Source organism: Shewanella sp. SM55, assembly GCF_025654025.1.
Classification (GTDB): domain Bacteria; phylum Pseudomonadota; class Gammaproteobacteria; order Enterobacterales; family Shewanellaceae; genus Shewanella; species Shewanella oncorhynchi.
The window spans coordinates 68,753-86,432 of sequence record NZ_JAKKRS010000007.1 but is presented as its reverse complement, the minus strand read 5'-3'; the positions used below and the strand labels follow the sequence as shown (position 1 = coordinate 86,432).

The 17,680-nt window shown below is 45.6% G+C and carries 20 protein-coding genes; 17 read left to right on the top strand and 3 right to left on the bottom strand.

Annotated elements, in window-relative coordinates:
- The first annotated feature begins 56 nt into the window (after positions 1-56).
- From nhaA to L5L91_RS10860, 5 genes are all read left to right on the top strand, one after another.
- Complete coding sequence (nhaA, locus tag L5L91_RS10880; protein ID WP_028760832.1) at positions 57-1,226, top strand: Na+/H+ antiporter NhaA; 1,170 nt, start codon at positions 57-59, stop codon at positions 1,224-1,226.
- Between the two features lie 2 nt (positions 1,227-1,228).
- A complete protein-coding gene (locus tag L5L91_RS10875; protein WP_212599984.1) occupies positions 1,229-1,615 on the top strand; it encodes a hypothetical protein in 387 nt (128 codons plus the stop codon).
- A 115-nt stretch (positions 1,616-1,730) separates the two neighbouring features.
- Positions 1,731-2,639: a transcriptional activator NhaR gene (gene nhaR, locus L5L91_RS10870; protein ID WP_028760830.1), complete on the top strand. Its 909-nt coding sequence runs from the start codon at positions 1,731-1,733 to the stop codon at positions 2,637-2,639.
- A gap of 85 nt (positions 2,640-2,724) precedes the next feature.
- A complete protein-coding gene (locus L5L91_RS10865) occupies positions 2,725-2,973 on the top strand; it encodes a succinate dehydrogenase assembly factor 2 (protein WP_173246130.1) in 249 nt (82 codons plus the stop codon).
- Complete coding sequence (locus L5L91_RS10860; RefSeq protein ID WP_105249859.1) at positions 2,954-3,394, top strand: protein YgfX; 441 nt, start codon at positions 2,954-2,956, stop codon at positions 3,392-3,394. The genes L5L91_RS10865 and L5L91_RS10860 overlap by 20 nt, the downstream gene beginning before the upstream one ends.
- 28 nt (positions 3,395-3,422) lie before the next feature.
- Here the strand turns inward: L5L91_RS10860 and nadB are convergent, their stop codons facing one another.
- Entirely contained in the window at positions 3,423-5,036 is a 1,614-nt protein-coding gene (gene nadB, locus L5L91_RS10855; RefSeq protein WP_263160823.1) for an L-aspartate oxidase, read from the bottom strand.
- 190 nt (positions 5,037-5,226) lie between these two features.
- Between nadB and rpoE the strand changes: the two genes are divergently transcribed.
- The 12 genes from rpoE (at position 5,227) to L5L91_RS10795 (ending at position 15,318) form a co-directional block, all read left to right on the top strand.
- Positions 5,227-5,805, top strand: coding sequence for an RNA polymerase sigma factor RpoE (gene rpoE, locus L5L91_RS10850; protein WP_028760826.1), 579 nt, complete (start codon positions 5,227-5,229; stop codon positions 5,803-5,805).
- Between the two features lie 41 nt (positions 5,806-5,846).
- Positions 5,847-6,473: a sigma-E factor negative regulatory protein gene (locus L5L91_RS10845; RefSeq protein WP_263160821.1), complete on the top strand. Its 627-nt coding sequence runs from the start codon at positions 5,847-5,849 to the stop codon at positions 6,471-6,473.
- Between the two features lie 12 nt (positions 6,474-6,485).
- Positions 6,486-7,418, top strand: coding sequence for a MucB/RseB C-terminal domain-containing protein (locus L5L91_RS10840; protein ID WP_028760824.1), 933 nt, complete (start codon positions 6,486-6,488; stop codon positions 7,416-7,418).
- Positions 7,419-7,428: 10 nt separating this feature from the next.
- Positions 7,429-7,902: a SoxR reducing system RseC family protein gene (locus L5L91_RS10835; RefSeq protein WP_105249858.1), complete on the top strand. Its 474-nt coding sequence runs from the start codon at positions 7,429-7,431 to the stop codon at positions 7,900-7,902.
- Positions 7,903-8,068: 166 nt separating this feature from the next.
- Positions 8,069-9,859, top strand: a complete 1,791-nt coding sequence (gene lepA, locus L5L91_RS10830) for a translation elongation factor 4 (protein ID WP_028760822.1) — start codon at positions 8,069-8,071, stop codon at positions 9,857-9,859.
- 183 nt (positions 9,860-10,042) lie between these two features.
- Positions 10,043-10,960: a signal peptidase I gene (lepB, locus tag L5L91_RS10825; RefSeq protein ID WP_028760821.1), complete on the top strand. Its 918-nt coding sequence runs from the start codon at positions 10,043-10,045 to the stop codon at positions 10,958-10,960.
- Position 10,961: 1 nt separating this feature from the next.
- The gene (gene rnc, locus L5L91_RS10820; RefSeq protein ID WP_012088603.1) at positions 10,962-11,642 is read left to right on the top strand and encodes a ribonuclease III; all 681 of its coding nucleotides are present in this window, start codon (positions 10,962-10,964) and stop codon (positions 11,640-11,642) included.
- On the top strand, positions 11,639-12,655 hold the full coding sequence (gene era / locus L5L91_RS10815) for a GTPase Era (RefSeq protein WP_028760819.1): 1,017 nt from the start codon (positions 11,639-11,641) through the stop codon (positions 12,653-12,655). Before rnc ends, era begins: the two co-directional genes overlap by 4 nt.
- A gap of 28 nt (positions 12,656-12,683) precedes the next feature.
- Positions 12,684-13,394, top strand: coding sequence for a DNA repair protein RecO (gene recO, locus L5L91_RS10810; RefSeq protein ID WP_263236498.1), 711 nt, complete (start codon positions 12,684-12,686; stop codon positions 13,392-13,394).
- A gap of 70 nt (positions 13,395-13,464) precedes the next feature.
- On the top strand, positions 13,465-14,202 hold the full coding sequence (pdxJ, locus tag L5L91_RS10805; protein WP_113940663.1) for a pyridoxine 5'-phosphate synthase: 738 nt from the start codon (positions 13,465-13,467) through the stop codon (positions 14,200-14,202).
- Positions 14,202-14,585, top strand: a complete 384-nt coding sequence (gene acpS / locus L5L91_RS10800; RefSeq protein ID WP_028760816.1) for a holo-ACP synthase — start codon at positions 14,202-14,204, stop codon at positions 14,583-14,585. Before pdxJ ends, acpS begins: the two co-directional genes overlap by 1 nt.
- A gap of 208 nt (positions 14,586-14,793) precedes the next feature.
- On the top strand, positions 14,794-15,318 hold the full coding sequence (locus tag L5L91_RS10795; RefSeq protein WP_105249854.1) for a DUF962 domain-containing protein: 525 nt from the start codon (positions 14,794-14,796) through the stop codon (positions 15,316-15,318).
- A gap of 130 nt (positions 15,319-15,448) precedes the next feature.
- Here L5L91_RS10795 and L5L91_RS10790 read toward each other — a convergent pair whose 3' ends face one another.
- Both L5L91_RS10790 and L5L91_RS10785 read right to left on the bottom strand, forming a co-directional pair.
- On the bottom strand, positions 15,449-16,723 hold the full coding sequence (locus tag L5L91_RS10790; RefSeq protein WP_113940661.1) for an HlyC/CorC family transporter: 1,275 nt from the start codon (positions 16,721-16,723) through the stop codon (positions 15,449-15,451).
- A gap of 98 nt (positions 16,724-16,821) precedes the next feature.
- Complete coding sequence (locus L5L91_RS10785; RefSeq protein WP_028760813.1) at positions 16,822-17,610, bottom strand: inner membrane protein YpjD; 789 nt, start codon at positions 17,608-17,610, stop codon at positions 16,822-16,824.
- Between the last annotated feature and the right edge of the window lie 70 nt (positions 17,611-17,680).

Sequence of the window (17,680 nt, the reverse complement as noted above, 5' to 3'; positions counted from 1 at the left end):
TATTTGTTATTACAATTCGTCTACACTCAATTCATTATGATTTTTAGGAGTGCAAGATGGAAAAAGCAATTAGAAATTTTCTGAGCCAAGAGTCGGCTGGCGGTATCCTGTTATTGGTTGCTGTTGCCTTAGCCATGCTGATGGCCAATTCCCCCTTATCTGGACTTTATCAAGGCTTTTTAGGCACTGACGTTCAAGTCAAAATTGGCGAGCTCAATATACACAAGCCACTCATCCTGTGGATAAACGATGGCTTGATGGCCATATTCTTTTTGCTGATTGGTTTAGAAGTGAAACGTGAGTTACTTGAAGGCGCCTTATCGAGTGTCGCTCAAGCTTCCCTGCCTACCTTTGCAGCCATTGGCGGCATGTTAGTCCCTGCTGGTGTGTACTTACTGTTTAACTACGGTGATCCTGTCACACAAGCGGGCTGGGCGATTCCTGCCGCGACCGATATTGCCTTTGCCTTAGGTATTATGGCGCTGCTCGGAAGCCGCGTTCCTGTTTCACTGAAAGTCTTCTTACTTGCTTTAGCTATCATCGATGACTTAGGCGTCATAGTGATTATCGCGCTGTTTTACAGTACTGACTTATCAACCATCAGTTTAGTGATTGCCAGTTTAGCGATTGCGGGCCTGGTCGGGTTAAACCGCAAAGGGGTTACTTCACTTTTACCCTATGGCATCTTAGGGTTAATTCTTTGGGTTGCCGTACTTAAGTCTGGAGTGCATGCGACTCTGGCTGGCGTCATCATTGCTTTTTGTATTCCATTGCGGGCAAAGGATGGCAGTTCACCCTCAGAAGGCTTAGAGCATAGTTTGCATCCTTGGAGTACTTTCCTCATTTTGCCAGTGTTTGCTTTTGCCAATGCGGGCGTTTATGTCGGCAATATGAATTTGGAGACGTTAATTTCTCCTGTTCCTGTTGGTATTGCATTGGGCCTGATGTTAGGTAAGCCAATCGGTGTAATGTTATTTAGCTTTATTGCGGTGAAACTAAAATTAGCTCAATTGCCCGATGGCGTAGGTTGGAAGCAAATTGCCCCCGTCGCGGCCATGTGCGGTATTGGTTTTACTATGTCTATGTTTATTGCGTCGTTAGCCTTTGAACATGCAGACCCTATGTACGGTGACTTAGCACGCCTAGGGACCTTAATCGGTTCGATTATGGCAGCGTTAGTCGGGTATTTCTGGTTATCAAAAGTGTTACCTAATAAAGGAGTATAACTATGATAAAGTTGAAATTAATGGGAATAGCAACGCTCTTATGTTTATCGACATCCGCGACGGCATCGCAAATTTCGGCCTGTAATCAGGATGCAAACTCGCAGACTTGCCAAAGCTATCTTGAAGGGATAGTGGATGGCGCTTTGATGTTTAAATCTGATTCCTTAGGGGCGAGATTAGAAACTAATGGTTATGAATCGAGGGCACTTAAGTATCGCGGTGGTAAACGTTTCCAAGAAGCGAATCGAACCTATTGCGCCGAACGTATTCCAGAACGTAACGTTTTAGTTTCAGGAGTCACTGAAGCGGTAAGTCTGGGGAATGCTGCCGATTTGGAGCAGTTACAAGGCATAGTTACTAACTTACTCGACTGCCAGCGTTTAAAGTAACTTGACTGGGAATCATCAGGTTTTTAATCATCTGATTTTAAACTAATCGAGTTTAAAATAACACAGTAACCCCTCAGCGCTTTGGCGTTTGAGGGAGCATTAACAGCGGGTTAGCATGCTGCACTTGAATTATAACCACTTGTATTATTTTTGGATGATTAAGAAAAAGGGCTCAGTCGCGAAGGCGGCCGAAGCCCTATGTTTGACGCCGCAAACGATAACGGGGCAAATTCGTGCCTTAGAAGATAGGTTAAACGGCAGTCTGTTCAAGCGAGTCGGGCGGACATTGGAGGCGACAGAATTAGGTGAATTGGTTTTTCGCTACGCCGATAAGATGTTTAGCCTTAGCTATGAAATGCTCGATTTACTTAACTATCAAAAAGCGGATGCCATGTTATTCGAGGTGGGTATTGCCGATGCCTTATCTAAAGCTTTAGTCAGCCGAGTTTTATTATCCGTAGTGCCTAATGACAATTCTATGCACTTAGCCTGCTATGAGGCGACTCACGAGAGCCTAATGGCGCGTTTACGTGAGCATAAACTGGATATGATCCTTTCGGATTGTGCAGGTGAGTCACTGAAATACCCTGAAATTTTATCTAAAAAATTAGGCGAGTGTGGCGTGAGTTTTTTCTCCGCTGAGACTTATAGCGCTGATTTTCCTGCCTGTTTAGAACAAGGCCAGCTATTAATCCCCGGCCGTAGAACTTCACTCGGACAACAGCTATATCGCTGGTTTGACGAGCAAAATCTTAAAGTCAGTATTTTGGGCGAGTTCGATGATGCGGCCATGATGAAAGCCTTTGGTTACCTTAAACGAGGTATTTTTGTCACTCCGTCGATTTATCGCCAAGAAGTGATTTCCCATGGTATGAATTTGCTCGGTGAAACCACCGATGTGAAAGAGGAATACCATGTGATGTTTGCCGAACGTATGATCCAACATCCTGCGGTAAAGCGATTATTGGATACAGATTTTAGCGATCTCTTTGAGGGGCTCGATACGCAAGTACAACAATGCTAATTTTGTAAGTCAATATGAAGGGTTAATCGACACTTTAGTCAGTGAACTGATAGACTAATGCCAAATCTGTGTTGGGAGAAATACCTTGGAATTAATGAACATCGCAAGGGTTCGCTGGGCATGTCGCCGTGGGATGCTGGAATTAGACGTCTTGCTTCAACCTTTTGTTGAAAACTTCTATCAAGAAATGTCCGATGAAGATAAAACCGTGTTTATCCGTTTGTTGGAATGTGAAGATCCAGAATTGTTTGCTTGGTTTATGGGCCATGAAGTGTGCCCTGATATTGAACTGGCTCGTATGATAGTGAAAGTCCGTGGAAGACCGGCACCATAGTTTCAGTGTAAAAGCCTCTTTCGACCAACGACTCTCGTTGGTCGTTTTTATTGGTGTCTGTTCTAGCTCATTTCTGCTTTGGCCCCAAAGCGACATTATCGCCTTATCTCTGCTTAAATATTTGTTTATCGTACTTGTTAGTATTTTTTTGCTGTCGCAGTTGTGGCGACTGCAGCATTGGCGTTTAGATTTTGTGCTGAGTGATAAAGGCGAGGGACGTTTGTCAACGGGGGAGCACTTTCAGGTACTAAAACGCACTTGGGTCACGCCCTTTGTTTGCTTGATTTATATCGAAGTGGATACTCAGCTGCGGCTCTTGCTGGTTTGGGCTGATATGTTAAATGATACTGACTATCGACATTTATGTCGGCTGTTGCTGCGGGCTAAAATGCAACAGACTAAACCTCATTCTGAGATTTAGTCTGTTTATGATGAAGTCACCTATGCGGTTACTTTTCTGGTAGTAAAATAGTCGGGCGAGGCGCGTCTAATTTCTCTGGATGATCGATATTAAAATGCAGCCCACGGCTTTCTTTACGCTCCATGGCACAGCGAATAATTAATTCGGCCACTTGCACTAAGTTACGTAATTCGAGCAAGTTATTGCTAACCCTGAAGTTACTGTAATATTCCTGAATTTCTTGCTGTAACATCAGGCAGCGGCGCAGTGCTCGCTCCAGACGTTTATCAGAGCGTACAATTCCAACGTAGTCCCACATGAATAACCGCAGCTCGTGCCAGTTATGGGCGATGACCACTTCCTCATCTGAGTTCGATACTTTACTTTCATCCCATGCTGGAATTTGTCCCGGGATTTGAATTTTATGCAGTTGGCTTTCTATGTCCTGTGACGCCGCACGGGCAAACACTAAACATTCGAGTAGTGAGTTACTCGCCAGGCGATTGGCGCCATGTAAGCCCGTATAGGCGACTTCACCAATAGCATAGAGACCATTGAGATCCGTCTGACCGTGCATATCTGTCATTACACCACCGCAGGTATAGTGTGCGGCGGGTACCACAGGAATCGCATCTTTAGTGATATCGATTCCTAGATCTAAGCAACGGCTATAGATGGTCGGGAAATGCTTCATCACAAAGTCAGCATCTTTATGGCTGATATCGAGATAGACGCAATCGGCACCCAGACGTTTCATCTCGTAGTCGATGGCGCGGGCAACGATGTCACGGGGAGCGAGCTCAGCGCGTTCATCAAAGTCCGGCATAAAGCGGCTGCCATCTGGACGACGCAGATAAGCCCCTTCACCACGCAGGGCTTCGGTGAGTAAGAAGTTGCGCGCATCTGCGTGGTACAAACACGTTGGATGGAATTGGTTGAACTCCATATTCGCCACGCGGCAACCTGCACGCCATGCCATGGCAATACCATCACCACTAGCGACATCGGGGTTTGAGGTATATTGATAAACCTTAGAGCTACCGCCTGTTGCTAACGCAACAAACTTAGCCTTAACGGTTTCGACGTGTTCTTCATTACGATTCCACACATAAGCGCCTAACACACGATTACCTGGGCGATTTAACTTACGGGTGGTGATGAGGTCGATGGCGTTATAGCGTTCTAAAACTTGAATATTGGGGTGGTCGAGTGCGCGCTCTTGGAGTGTCGTTTGCACTTCTTTGCCTGTGGCATCGGCAGCGTGCAGAATACGTCTGTGGCTATGGCCGCCTTCACGGGTTAAATGGTAAGGTGCATCTTTTGCGTTGCCGTCTGTGGTTTCTTCTTTATCGAAGGCGACACCACATTCGATAAGCCATTGCATCGCACTCTTGGCATTTTCAGCCGTGAAAGTGACAACGTCTTTGTCACATAAACCCGCCCCAGCGATTAAGGTGTCTGCAACATGGGATTCGATAGTGTCACTTTCGTCGAAGACGGAGGCGATACCGCCTTGGGCGTAGTAAGTCGACCCTTCCGAGAGTGGGCCTTTTGAAAGCAGAATTACTTTTGCTTTTTCAGCAAGATGCAAAGCTAGTGTCAGACCTGCGGCACCGCTACCTATGACTAATATGTCAGATTGGTGTTCAACTACTTGTTTCATCGGGTATCATGATGTGACTGAAGAGTGCCAACTATGGTAAACCAACTCACCGATTATGGGTACTTTCCTTTTTACCTTACTTTTTTTGTATAATTTTTAGAACTTTTTCAAAGCCCGCGAGTCTACATAAGTGAATATGATTCGAGCGACTGAGAAATCAGCATTTTAGATTTAGGAGAAGTCGGCTCGGATGAGTGGACAATTAAGTGATCAACAATTAGTTGAGCGCGTACAACAAGGTGATAAAAACGCTTTTAACCTGTTAGTGCTTAAATATCAAAGTAAAGTCATTAGCTTGATATCCCGTTATGTACGGAACCAAGCGGACGTTGCTGATGTCGCACAGGAAGCGTTTATCAAAGCTTACAGAGCTTTGCCAAACTTTCGCGGTGAAAGTGCATTTTATACTTGGTTGTACCGCATCGCAGTAAACACTGCGAAGAATTATCTCGTATCACAGGGGCGTAGAACGCCTGCGAATGATGTTGATGCAGAAGATGCCGAATATTACGAAGGCAGTGACGCGCTGAAGGAGTTTGCCTCCCCAGAACGGCTAATGTTATCGGATGAAATCAAAAAAGTGATTTTCGATACATTAGAGACCTTACCTGAAGAATTACGAATGGCCATCTCATTGCGTGAACTCGATGGTATGAGTTACGAAGATATTGCCATAGTCATGGATTGTCCTGTCGGGACCGTAAGATCGCGTATCTTCCGAGCTCGAGAGGCAATCGATAAAAAGCTCCAGCCTTTGCTGGAAGCCTAAATTCTTATTTTAAGAAACCCTTATATTTAGACAGGTGAAAAATGGATAAATTAGGTCAAGAATGGGTATCTGCCGCAGTCGATGGAGAGACTGATGCGCAGACCATGGCAGAGTTATCTGCTGATACACATTCACATGATAAATGGCATAACTATCATATGATAGGCGATGCCATGCGTGGCGAGTTGCCGCAGAATATTGTGTTAGATCTCTCTGCTAGCATTGCCGCCGCCATTGAGCTTGAGCCAGCGATAGTTGCGCCTAAGCATCATGCGTCTAACGTTGCTGCACCTGTAACGCCACAAATTGCCGCCAATTCGGAGCAAAGCCGCGTCGTACCTTTATTTAAGCAATTTGGTCAATATGCCATTGCTGCGACGGTTGCTATGTTTGCGATTGTGGGTGTGCAGAATTACAATCAAACCGCCGATGATGCCGCGTCACCATCGCCCGTGTTAATTACAAGGCCGCTTATTGGTAGCGCATCACCTGTGAGCCTACAAACCGGTCCTGTACAACAGAATCAAGGCTATACCAATGATCAGGTGAATGAGCAACGTCGCCGAATTAATACTTATATCCAAGATCATATGTTGCAACAACGATTGAATACTGGTGCTGTTGTAGAGGACAATACCGAGGTCGTACCCGTTCCGGTCAATCAATAACGAGGAGTTAGCTTGCGTCTAATCCTGTTGGCTTTATTAGCCTTGGTCTTTCCTGCAACCGCGCAGGAAGACATGCCTGCCAAAGCTTGGCTCGAGAAAATGAGTCAGGCTTTACGAGAGAAAGAGTTTAAAGCATCGATTATTCAACTTCAGGCCGATCATATTCGGCCTTTGGTTTACCTGCACGGTAAGGTGAATAATCAAGAAGTTGCCTTTCTAGAATACCTTAACGGTCCACCCAAAAATGCAGTGCGTGTCGGTAATCGTGTGACCTTTATTGAGCACGATGAGCCTGCGTATAGTATCGTTTCTAATCATATTCAAGGTGTCTGGCCTGCTGCTTTCTCTGCCAATATGGCGGACTTAGAAGTGGGTTATCAGTTTGTACTCGGTGGCCGTACCCGTATCGCTGGGCGTCCGGGGCAGATGATCCGCCTGTTGCCTAATGATGAATTCCGTTATGGCTTTCAAATTTGGCTTGATATGGAAACCTATCTGCCGCTGAGATACGACATGCTGACTCAAGATAAGCAATTACTTGAGCAGATCATGGTGATTGAACTCATTGAATTCAGCGAGCCGCCAGCCATTTTGCAAGAGGCTTATAAGCAAGAGTGGCCGGCAGTTATCGATCAAGCCGAGCGCCAAGACGGTCAAAACTGGCAATTTGCTTGGTTACCCGCAGGTTTTACTGTGGTAGTGCGTGATCACCATAGATTGATTGGCAGCCATGAGGCGGTGGAATACATAGCACTGACCGATGGACTGGCAAATATTTCTGTTTATGTGGCGCGTGCGGGCACGAGTCCATTGCCTGAAGAATTAATTACCCGTAATGGCTTGTCGTTAGTCTCAGAAAAAGTCGGTAATGCCGAAGTGGTTGCTGTGGGTAAAGTGCCGACAGAAACCTTAACGCGCATTGCTAAAAGTCTGACGCTAGAATAGGACGCCGATTATGATGGAAGAAATTGCCAGAGTCGTCTCCAGTGATAGTCAAGGCTGGTTGACGGTTGAAGTGGAACTTAAGAGTACCTGCAAGAGCTGCAGTAACAGTGAGTCTTGCGGGACCTCTGCTGTCGCTCAGGCTTTTTCCTCGAAAACCCAGCAATTTTCTATTCAGAGTGACCGCCGCTGTGAGGCTGGTGAATTACTCAAATTAGGCCTTCCCGAGAGCGTGATCCTCAAAGCCGCGGCATTAATCTATTTAATGCCGCTGTTTGGCCTGTTTGTCGGCGCGGCGTTAGGACAATTTTTAGGCCAGTTGCTTGAGTTTAATCCTAACCTAGGTGCCATGGGCTTTGCGGCCGTTGGTGCCTTGATTGCGTGGTCTTTTGGTAAGCAACAGGCTAAACGTTTAGAAGTTGATGCTCAGCCTGTGATTTTGGCCTATTTAGGTAGGAGCATCAATTTGAACGAATTAGCCCAATAATTTCAATGTGTTATTTTTTATCAAATAACAGCTAACTGCGGTTTTGGACGTTGTTTTATCGGCCTGTCTTAAGTAGGAGTGAATGTGATTGGTATTGAAACCGCAATCAGGTACAATTTCGCTCCTTTGAACCGTATCCATTTTCAGTATTAGTCATTGCAGCATAATGAAACAAATTAGAAACTTCTCAATTATTGCCCATATCGACCATGGTAAATCGACGCTATCAGATCGTCTTATTCAGGTTTGTGGCGGTTTAACCGACCGTGAAATGGATTCTCAAGTTTTAGATTCTATGGATCTAGAACGTGAGCGTGGTATTACGATTAAGGCACAAAGTGTCACTTTGGATTATAAAGCCAAAGATGGCCTTGTCTATCAACTCAACTTTATTGATACCCCTGGTCACGTTGACTTCTCCTACGAGGTCTCGCGCTCATTAGCTGCCTGTGAAGGTGCTTTGCTGGTGGTTGATGCGGGTCAGGGCGTTGAAGCTCAGACACTGGCAAACTGTTATACCGCGCTGGATATGAATCTAGATGTGGTACCCATTTTAAACAAGATTGACTTACCACAAGCCGATCCAGAACGTGTTGCTGCCGAGATTGAAGATATCGTCGGTATTGATGCGATGGATGCTGTGCGTTGTTCGGCTAAAACCGGTGTCGGTGTCGATGAGGTTTTAGAAGTCATTGTTGCCAAAATTCCACCGCCAGAAGGCGATCCTGACGCACCATTGCAAGCCTTGATTATCGATTCTTGGTTTGATAACTACTTAGGCGTAGTGTCGTTAGTGCGAATTAAACACGGTAGCCTGAAAAAAGGTGACAAGTTTAAGGTAATGTCTACAGGGCAAAACCACACAGCGGATCGCGTGGGTATTTTCACGCCAAAACAAACTGACAAAACCGAACTTAAAACCGGTGAAGTCGGCTTTGTGATTGCGGGTCTGAAGGAAATTCACGGCGCGCCCGTGGGCGATACGTTAACTTTAGCCAAAAATGGTGCTGAAAAGCCGTTACCTGGTTTTAAGAAAGTGAAGCCACAGGTATACGCTGGCGTATTCCCAATTTCGACCGACGAATATGAAAACTTCCGTGATGCGCTGAACAAACTCAGCCTGAACGATGCGTCATTATTCTTTGAACCTGAAAGTTCTTCGGCACTCGGTTTTGGTTTCCGCATTGGCTATTTAGGCCTGCTCCACATGGAAATCGTACAAGAGCGTTTAGAGCGTGAATACAACCTAGAGTTGATCACCACTGCGCCAACCGTAGTGTACGAAGTTGTCATGACCAGCGGTGAAACGATTTACGTTGATAACCCGTCTGATCTGCCTGCGATTAACAACATTGAAGAAATGCGTGAGCCGATTGTTGAGGCCAACATTTTAGTGCCAAAAGAATACTTAGGTAACGTGATTACCCTGTGTATTGAAAAACGTGGCACCCAAGTGAACATGGTTTACCACGGTAACCAAGTGGCTGTAACTTACCATCTGCCAATGGCGGAAGTGGTCATGGACTTCTTCGACCGTTTGAAATCCACTAGCCGTGGCTATGCATCCCTCGAATATAACTTTATTCGTTTCGATCCTGCAGACATGGTGCGTTTAGATATTCTCATCAACGGTGACCGAGTCGACGCCTTGGCTATGGTTATCCATAGATCAAACATTCGTCACCGCGGTTTAGCTTTAGTGGATAAGATGAAAGAACTTATTCCACGTCAGATGTTTGATATTGCGATTCAAGCGGCGGTGGGCAGTCAAATTATTGCCCGTTCAACCGTGAAAGCCCTGCGTAAAGACGTAACGGCTAAGTGTTATGGCGGCGACGTTTCTCGTAAGAAAAAACTCTTAAATAAACAAAAAGAGGGTAAGAAACGGATGAAGCAAGTAGGTAACGTTGAGGTGCCACAAGAAGCATTCTTAGCGGTACTTAAGCTAAACGAGTAATCGTTAGCATAAGAAGTGACAATTTAGTTGACTATTGCGCCGCTGTTTGCGGCGCTTTAGTTAGGTTATCGCATTGGTTTATCACTTTGGTTTACCAAGGTCGAATACGGTAAGTTAACTAAAGTATGATATTCGCTGAGTTAGGCACCTTTAATTATTTTTAAGGCAGGAGTTCAATAAGCAATGGCAGCGTATTTTTCCATTATTCTAGTGCTAATCACCCTGATCTCAGGACTTATTTGGTTAGTCGATGTGCTCGTTTTCGCCCCAAAGCGTCGTGAGAGTTTAGCGTTAGCAAAGGCATCACAAGCGAATTTAACTGAAGAAGCTGAGTACCAAATCATTCGTGAGTCAACCATCGTCGAAACTGCGCACTCTATCTTCCCTGTGATTGCCTTTGTGTTGATCCTACGTTCATTCATTTATGAGCCATTTCAAATCCCATCGGGTTCTATGATGCCAACCCTCTTAGTGGGCGACTTCATTCTGGTGGAAAAATTTAGTTATGGGCTTAAAGATCCCGTATGGCGAACCAAGCTGGTTGAAACTGGCGAGCCCAAACGCGGTGATGTGGTGGTATTTAAATATCCTGAAAACCCCGCCATTGACTACATTAAACGTGTAGTCGGTTTGCCGGGTGATAGAATTATTTACCGTAATAAACAGTTGATGATCCAAAAGGCCTGTGGCGTTGAGCAAACAGCTTGTCCAGAACCGCAAGTTATCGCCCGCACAGAGATCAGTCGTGGTGATTACAGCCAAGATGGTGTGCCATTACTGCGTTATAAAGAGGAATTGGGCGATGTTGCCCACGATATTTTGATCAACCCAAGTCGTCCTGACATGCTGGGGTATTTTAAGCGTGAAGGTAATTTACCCGCGGGTGAGTTTTTAGTGCCTGAAGGCCATTACTTTGCCATGGGTGATAACCGCGATAACAGTACCGACAGTCGTTTCTGGGGCTTTGTGCCAGAAGAGAACCTTGTTGGTAAAGCGGTAGCGATTTGGATTAGTTTTGAATTTGACCGTTCAAAAGCCGACTTCCTCCCAACTTGGGTGCCAAGTGGTGTACGTTTTGAGCGTGTAGGTGGAATTAAATAGCATGGAACCGATTAAAAATTTGCCACGTTTGTGTCGTACTTTAGGTTATGAGTTCAAGAATATTGAGCTTTTGACTCAAGCGCTGACCCACAGAAGTGCGGCAAATAAACACAATGAACGCTTAGAGTTTTTAGGTGATTCAATTTTATCTATTGTGATTTCTGATGCTTTGTATCATCAGTTTCCGAAGGCAACCGAAGGCGATTTAAGCCGGATGCGTGCCACTTTAGTTCGCGGTGATACCTTAACTATCATCGCCCAAGAGTTTAAGCTCGGCGATTATTTATATCTCGGTCCTGGCGAGTTGAAAAGTGGCGGATTTAGACGCGAGTCGATTCTTGCCGATGCGGTTGAAGCCATTATTGGCGCCGTTTACCTTGATTCCGATCTCGAAGTTTGCCGTGCATTACTGTTGAAATGGTATGCCGAGCGTTTGGCCGAAATCCAACCCGGGATCAGCCAGAAAGACGCTAAGACATTACTGCAAGAACATTTACAAGGGTTTAAAAAGCCGCTGCCTGATTACCAAGTAATCAACATAGAAGGCGATGCCCACGATCAGACATTTACTGTTGAATGTCGTATTGAAGACTTGAGCCAAAGCGTCATTGGTGTGGCGAGTTCACGCCGTAAAGCCGAGCAAATCGCGGCCGCTCAAGTATTGGAGTTACTAAAGAAATGACCAAAAAAACAGACTTGTCAGGTATTGATGCTGCAAAAGCGGCAACTGAGCCGAGTTTAGATGAATTACTGGCAAGGATGAATGCAGCCGCGCCAACGCCGTCGGCCCAATACGATGTCACTTATTGCGGCATGGTAGCGATCATTGGTCGCCCTAACGTCGGTAAATCAACGTTAATCAACCGTTTACTTGGTCAGAAGGTAAGTATTACTTCTAAAAAGCCACAAACAACGCGCCACCGTATCATGGGTATTCATACCGATGGTCCTAAGCAAATCGTGTTCATCGATACACCAGGTTTACACATAGAAGAGCAGCGGGCGATTAACCGCCTGATGAACCGCGCAGCAGCCAGTTCGCTTGCCGATGTAGCTATGGTTATTTTCGTGGTTGATGGCATGACGTGGACCGCCGATGATGAGATGGTGTTGAGTAAATTACGCCGTGGCGGTGAAGAGCGTCAGACAATTCTGGCGATTAATAAAGTCGACAATATCAAAGACAAAGAATCATTATTCCCATATTTGGAAGAAGTCGCCAAAAAATATCCTTTCGATGAAATTTTGCCGATTTCAGCCAGTAAAGGTACCAACGTTAAGCGCATTTTAGAGCTAGCGGCGGCGTCGATTCCTGAAGGACCTTTCTTCTTCCCTGAAGACTATGTTACCGACCGTTCGCAACGTTTTATGGCGTCGGAAATTGTGCGTGAAAAACTGATGCGCTTCTTAGGTGATGAATTACCCTATGATGCGACAGTTGAGATTGAACAGTTCAAGATGATGGAAAATGGCGTTTATCAAATCAATGCCTTGATCCTTGTTGAGCGTGAAGGCCAGAAACGTATGGTGATCGGTAGCAAGGGCGAACGTATTCGCACTATTGCGACTCAAGCCCGCTTAGACATGGAAACCTTGTTTGATAATAAAGTCTTCCTTGAAGTGTGGGTGAAAGTGAAATCTGGTTGGGCCGATGATGAACGCGCCTTGCGTAGCTTAGGTTACGGCGACGATTAAGCATTAATTTCAGCGAGCGCGCTTACCGATGAAACGTGGTTACGTTTTACATCATCGCCCATATCGAGAGTCCAGTGTCTTAGTTAACCTCTTAGTTGACGGCGTTGGACGGGTTGATGTGGTTGCCCGAACCGGCAGCGGTAAGCGCTCTATCAAGAGTATTCTCCAGCCCTTTCAACCGCTGATCTTCGAATTTAGCGGTAAGTCTGAATTAAAAACCTTAACTCAAGTCGAAGCCGCTGCGCCTGCTGTGCCTCTTTCTGGTCAAAGCTTGTTTGCTGGCATGTATATCAATGAATTATTGGTTCGCACTTTGTCTGTACAGCACAATGCCGAAGAGTTGTTCCTCATTTATCATCAAGCCTTAGTCGGCCTTGCCGCGAAGTTTTGCCAATCCCAACTGCGTTATATTGAGCTTGCCTTGCTGCGGGAATTAGGTTTTATGCCTTCTCTTAGCCGCGATACTCAAGGTGAACCACTCGTGCCTGACGATTATTACCAGCTCGTGCCTGAGTTAGGTTTTCAATTTGTGCTCAACTCCCGTGCTCGCAATACCTATCAAGGGGCAATGTTGACGGCGCTTAACGATAACCAGCTCACCGACGCACATTTTTTGAGCGCTAAGTTGTTGATGCGCTCCCTGTTAACGCCATTACTCGGGACTAAACCTTTGTTGAGTCGACAATTATTCGTCAGCACTGCCGTACCAACTAAGATTGATGGGAATAATTCGCCCTAGCTCCTGTTTTTTAGCGTGAGCCTAAGTACAATAGGCCGCAATATCAGCGTTAAACATTAAGGAGTTCCCGATGAGCCGTATCTTATTGGGCGTGAATATCGACCATATTGCTACTCTGCGCCAAGCCCGTGGCACCAGTTATCCTGATCCTGTGCATGCTGCTGCCGTTGCTGAACATGCTGGCGCCGATGGCATCACTATCCATTTGCGTGAAGACAGACGCCATATCATAGACCGCGATGTATATCTGTTGGCAAAAACCTTGAAAACCCGCATGAATTTTGAATGTGCTGTGACCGAAGAAATGCTTAACATCGCCTGTGAAATTAAGCCGACCTATGTCTGTTTAGTGCCAGAAAAACGTCAAGAAGTCACCACTGAAGGCGGTTTAGATGTAGCGGGGCAGTTAGATAAAATCACTGCTGCAGTGACTCGTTTAGCCGCTGAGGGGATTCAAGTCTCCTTATTTATCGATGCCGATAAAACCCAAATTGATGCCGCTGTTGCTTCTGGCGCACCGCTTATTGAAATTCATACAGGCTGTTATGCCGATGCAAAAACGGAAGCAGAAGAAGCTATTGAGTTAGCGCGTATTAGCGAAATGGCAAAATACGCCCATGGCAAAGGTTTAGTGGTTAACGCGGGTCATGGTTTGCATTATCACAACGTGAAACCCATCGCGGCGATTCCTGAGTTATATGAACTCAATATCGGCCATGCGATTGTCGCACGTGCCGCCATTGACGGTTTAGCGACAGCAGTGAAAGACATGAAAGTGTTAATGCTTGAAGGTCGTCGAGGCGAATAATGGCGATTGTCGGCCTAGGCACAGATATCGTCGAGATTGAGCGTATTCAGGTCCATGTGGCACGCGCAGGTGACAAGCTGGCGAAACGTGTGCTGACCGAGTCTGAGTTAGCCATTTATACTGCCCATAGTCAGCCAAGTCGTTATCTTGCTAAGCGTTTTGCGGCAAAAGAAGCCGCAGCCAAAGCCCTCGGTACGGGTATTGGCCGCGGCGTGTCGTTTCAGCATATTCACATTGGCAACAATGAGGATGGTGCACCGACGATTCACTTTACCGAGGGGGCGTTAACGCGCTTACAGCAGCTTAAAGCGACGGTTGGGCATATCTCTATTGCCGATGAAAAATCCTATGCGATTGCGACGGTAATCATAGAGTCTCAATAAACCCGAGTTTGCGTCTGTTGGTGGTAAAAAAGGAACCTTAGGGTTCCTTTTTTCATTTCTGGATGGGTATCTAAATAAATGCAAAATCAGTGAATGCAACAATTTATTTACTTTTACTGTTCAGTTTAATTGTTTTACGTTAGTTTATGGCTTGCGCGTCGCTCAATTTGGCGCAGGTAAAGCAGGGGCAAATGAAGAGGAACCCAACATGAAATCCGCCGCAGAGCAGTTATCGACCTACAAAAGTGTGCATTTAAATCAGCGTAATATTCAGACCCATTTTATTGGCATCCCACTGATTATTTGGTCTGCTTTCCTGTTGCTGGCCACAGTGCGTATTCCGCTGGGGAGTATGGGGGAGACAAGTTTAGCAGTGATAGTCGGTATATTCGTGTTGGCCTATTATGTCCGTTTACACTTAAGGCTTTCAATGGGGCTCATCTTATTTATGGTACCTGTGCTGCTCACGACTGAGTGGGCGGCGCATATCGCCGGTGCCACTTGGCTTGCCCTAGGGGTATTTGTGGTGGGCTGGGTGTTCCAGCTAATCGGCCATCAATATGAAAAAGCCAAGCCAGCCTTTGTGGATGACTTAAATCAGCTATTAATTGGGCCATTTTTCTTAATGGCGGAAGTGTATTTTATGTTGGGCTTAGAAAAGGCGCTGAATGCCCAGATAACGCCAATGGCGCTTGAGAAGCGTCGTATACTTGAGGCGAAAAAGTCTGCATAGCTTGGCTAGATAGTGAATTAGAGTAGATAGATTTATAGCTTGGGGGAGCATCATCGTTTGAAGGAAATCGTCGGCCGGACCACATCTTAACTCGTGTGGTTCGGCCAATTTTTATGCTCAAAATTGAGGATTAAACTCTGGGTGGGTGATAATACAGCGGGATAATTCTCACTGTATTAATCATATTCTCTGACACATCAATTATCTCTAATGGATAACCTGCTAAACGTAAACTGGTATTCGCAGAAGGAATTTCCTCCAGATACTCCAGAATCAGACCATTGAGGGTTTTAGGGCCATCGGTGGGAAAGTTCCACTTCATTTCTTTATTCAAATCGCGGATCGTAATGCCCGCATCGACTAAGTAGCTGCCATCTTGCTGCACCTTAATGTCTTCACTCGGGGTGGTCAACATCGAAGTGGTAAAGTCACCGACAATCTCTTCGAGAATATCTTCGAGTGTTACTAGACCTTGAATATCACCATATTCATCAACGACTAAGCCGATGCGCTCTTTATTTTGTTGGAAGTTAGCTAGCTGCACATTGAGTGGTGTACCTTCTGGCACAAAGTAGAGTTCTTTCACTGCACGTAGCAAAGATGACTTGCTAAATTGCTCTTTAGATTGGAGGCGCAGGGCATCGCGTAGATGAATAAAGCCCACTGCATCGTCTATGGTGTCGCGATACACTAACACTCGGGTATGTGGACTTTGGATCACCTGACGATTGATAACCTTAAATTCGTCATTGACGTTAATTCCGTAGATATCTGAGCGTGGCACCATAATATCTTCAACGGTGACTTTCTCTAAATCCAAGATAGATAACAGCATTTCTTGGTGGCGTCGGGGGATGAGTGCCCCTGCCTCATGTACCACAGTACGCAGCTCTTCTTGGCTTAGCGCATCGCTACTATTAACGGTTTTTATCCCCATCAAACGTAAGATACCTGTGGTTATTAAATTAACGCTTGAGACAACATAGGCAAAGGTCGAGGAAAGTATAAGTAGCAGTATGCTAGAGGGAAAAGCAATACGCTCAGGATTTAGCGCGGCGATGGTTTTTGGCGTGACTTCAGCAAAAACGAGCACGACTAATGTAAGCACGCCAGTTGCAACAGCGACCCCTAAGTCGCCCCAAAGACGCATACCAATGATAGTCGCAATAGCCGATGCGGAAATATTGACTAAGTTATTGCCAATTAAGATCAATCCAATCAAACGGTCAGGACGCTCAAGTAACTTCAAGGCTCTAATCGCCCCTTTATGGCCATTGTTGGCTAAGTGGCGTAGACGGTAACGGTTGAGAGTCATCATTGCGGTTTCTGAGCCTGAAAAATAGGCAGAGAATAGGATAAGCACTAGTAAAACGATCAGGAGTGCGCTTGTCGATATAGCGTCCAAAAAAGGCTCCAATGTGGCCAGTAAACTTAAGTAAATACCGACATTTAAAAAAGTGTCAAGTCGGCCGCAGCAATAACTGCCCCAGCCGACTTAAATGTTTAGTTGAGGATTAATTCTTTGACAATGCGCGCGCCAAAATATGCGAGCGAAAGTAAGGATGCGCCAGTCAGAGTGTAAATGACTGCGGTACGAATTTTACAACCGACCCAATACTGTTGCCACAGCATAGTAATGTATACAAACCAAGCCATTATCGACAGAATTGCCTTATGACCTTTACCATCGGCGAACATATCTTCAAGGAAGATAAAACCAGTCGCGAGCGACAAACTGAGCAAGATAACGCCGATAATCACCAGGTGATAAAGTTGTTTTTCAACTGTCATCAGCGGCGGAATGCCAGGGCTCAGCATAAATTGTTTTTTCTTCAGTTTATTTTGGATCATCGCCAGTTGTATTGCATATAGGGCGGCAATCATCAGGGCGCTGTAGGCCATGAGTGACAATACGACGTGGGCTAATACTTCAGGATAAAGCTCAAAATGCGTGATGAATTTAGGCGGCAATAACCAGAGTAGGGCAACCGAAAGCACTGAGCAGGCGTAAACCACGGGCACGACGACGATGACTTTCAGCCTGAACATCAATATCGTAAAAGTAAAAGCGATAATCCAGTTCACTAAGGAAATCACATTCGTCAGGCTAAAGTTTTGGCCATCTGTGGTGAAAATCACTTGTGATAATGCTGCAGCATGCAAAATAACCGCAATAGCGGCAAAGCCTGCGACAGCACGGCGATTCGGACCGTCTGGGTGAAACAATCTACTCGTCACTAGTACCAATGCAATGCAATAAAAAAACATGGCTGAGGCAGAAAAGATGACCATGGGTAATTAACCTATTTGTGTAGTTAAAGGTGCCTTAAAAACGGGGCATACAGATCAATATTTTCCCTAG

What these genes read in the sequence shown, in the direction of transcription:
- L5L91_RS10845 (WP_263160821.1), top strand. Translation starts at nt 5,847, where the DNA reads ATGGATAAATTAGGTCAAGAATGGGTATCTGCCGCAGTCGATGGAGAG.
- pdxJ (WP_113940663.1), top strand. Translation starts at nt 13,465, where the DNA reads ATGAGCCGTATCTTATTGGGCGTGAATATCGACCATATTGCTACTCTG.
- rpoE (WP_028760826.1), top strand. Translation starts at nt 5,227, where the DNA reads ATGAGTGGACAATTAAGTGATCAACAATTAGTTGAGCGCGTACAACAA.
- L5L91_RS10785 (WP_028760813.1), bottom strand. Translation starts at nt 17,610, where the DNA reads ATGGTCATCTTTTCTGCCTCAGCCATGTTTTTTTATTGCATTGCATTG.
- rnc (WP_012088603.1), top strand. Translation starts at nt 10,962, where the DNA reads ATGGAACCGATTAAAAATTTGCCACGTTTGTGTCGTACTTTAGGTTAT.
- recO (WP_263236498.1), top strand. Translation starts at nt 12,684, where the DNA reads ATGAAACGTGGTTACGTTTTACATCATCGCCCATATCGAGAGTCCAGT.
- nhaA (WP_028760832.1), top strand. Translation starts at nt 57, where the DNA reads ATGGAAAAAGCAATTAGAAATTTTCTGAGCCAAGAGTCGGCTGGCGGT.
- nhaR (WP_028760830.1), top strand. Translation starts at nt 1,731, where the DNA reads ATGCTGCACTTGAATTATAACCACTTGTATTATTTTTGGATGATTAAG.
- nadB (WP_263160823.1), bottom strand. Translation starts at nt 5,036, where the DNA reads ATGAAACAAGTAGTTGAACACCAATCTGACATATTAGTCATAGGTAGC.
- era (WP_028760819.1), top strand. Translation starts at nt 11,639, where the DNA reads ATGACCAAAAAAACAGACTTGTCAGGTATTGATGCTGCAAAAGCGGCA.
- L5L91_RS10795 (WP_105249854.1), top strand. Translation starts at nt 14,794, where the DNA reads ATGAAATCCGCCGCAGAGCAGTTATCGACCTACAAAAGTGTGCATTTA.
- lepB (WP_028760821.1), top strand. Translation starts at nt 10,043, where the DNA reads ATGGCAGCGTATTTTTCCATTATTCTAGTGCTAATCACCCTGATCTCA.
- L5L91_RS10875 (WP_212599984.1), top strand. Translation starts at nt 1,229, where the DNA reads ATGATAAAGTTGAAATTAATGGGAATAGCAACGCTCTTATGTTTATCG.
- acpS (WP_028760816.1), top strand. Translation starts at nt 14,202, where the DNA reads ATGGCGATTGTCGGCCTAGGCACAGATATCGTCGAGATTGAGCGTATT.
- lepA (WP_028760822.1), top strand. Translation starts at nt 8,069, where the DNA reads ATGAAACAAATTAGAAACTTCTCAATTATTGCCCATATCGACCATGGT.
- L5L91_RS10835 (WP_105249858.1), top strand. Translation starts at nt 7,429, where the DNA reads ATGATGGAAGAAATTGCCAGAGTCGTCTCCAGTGATAGTCAAGGCTGG.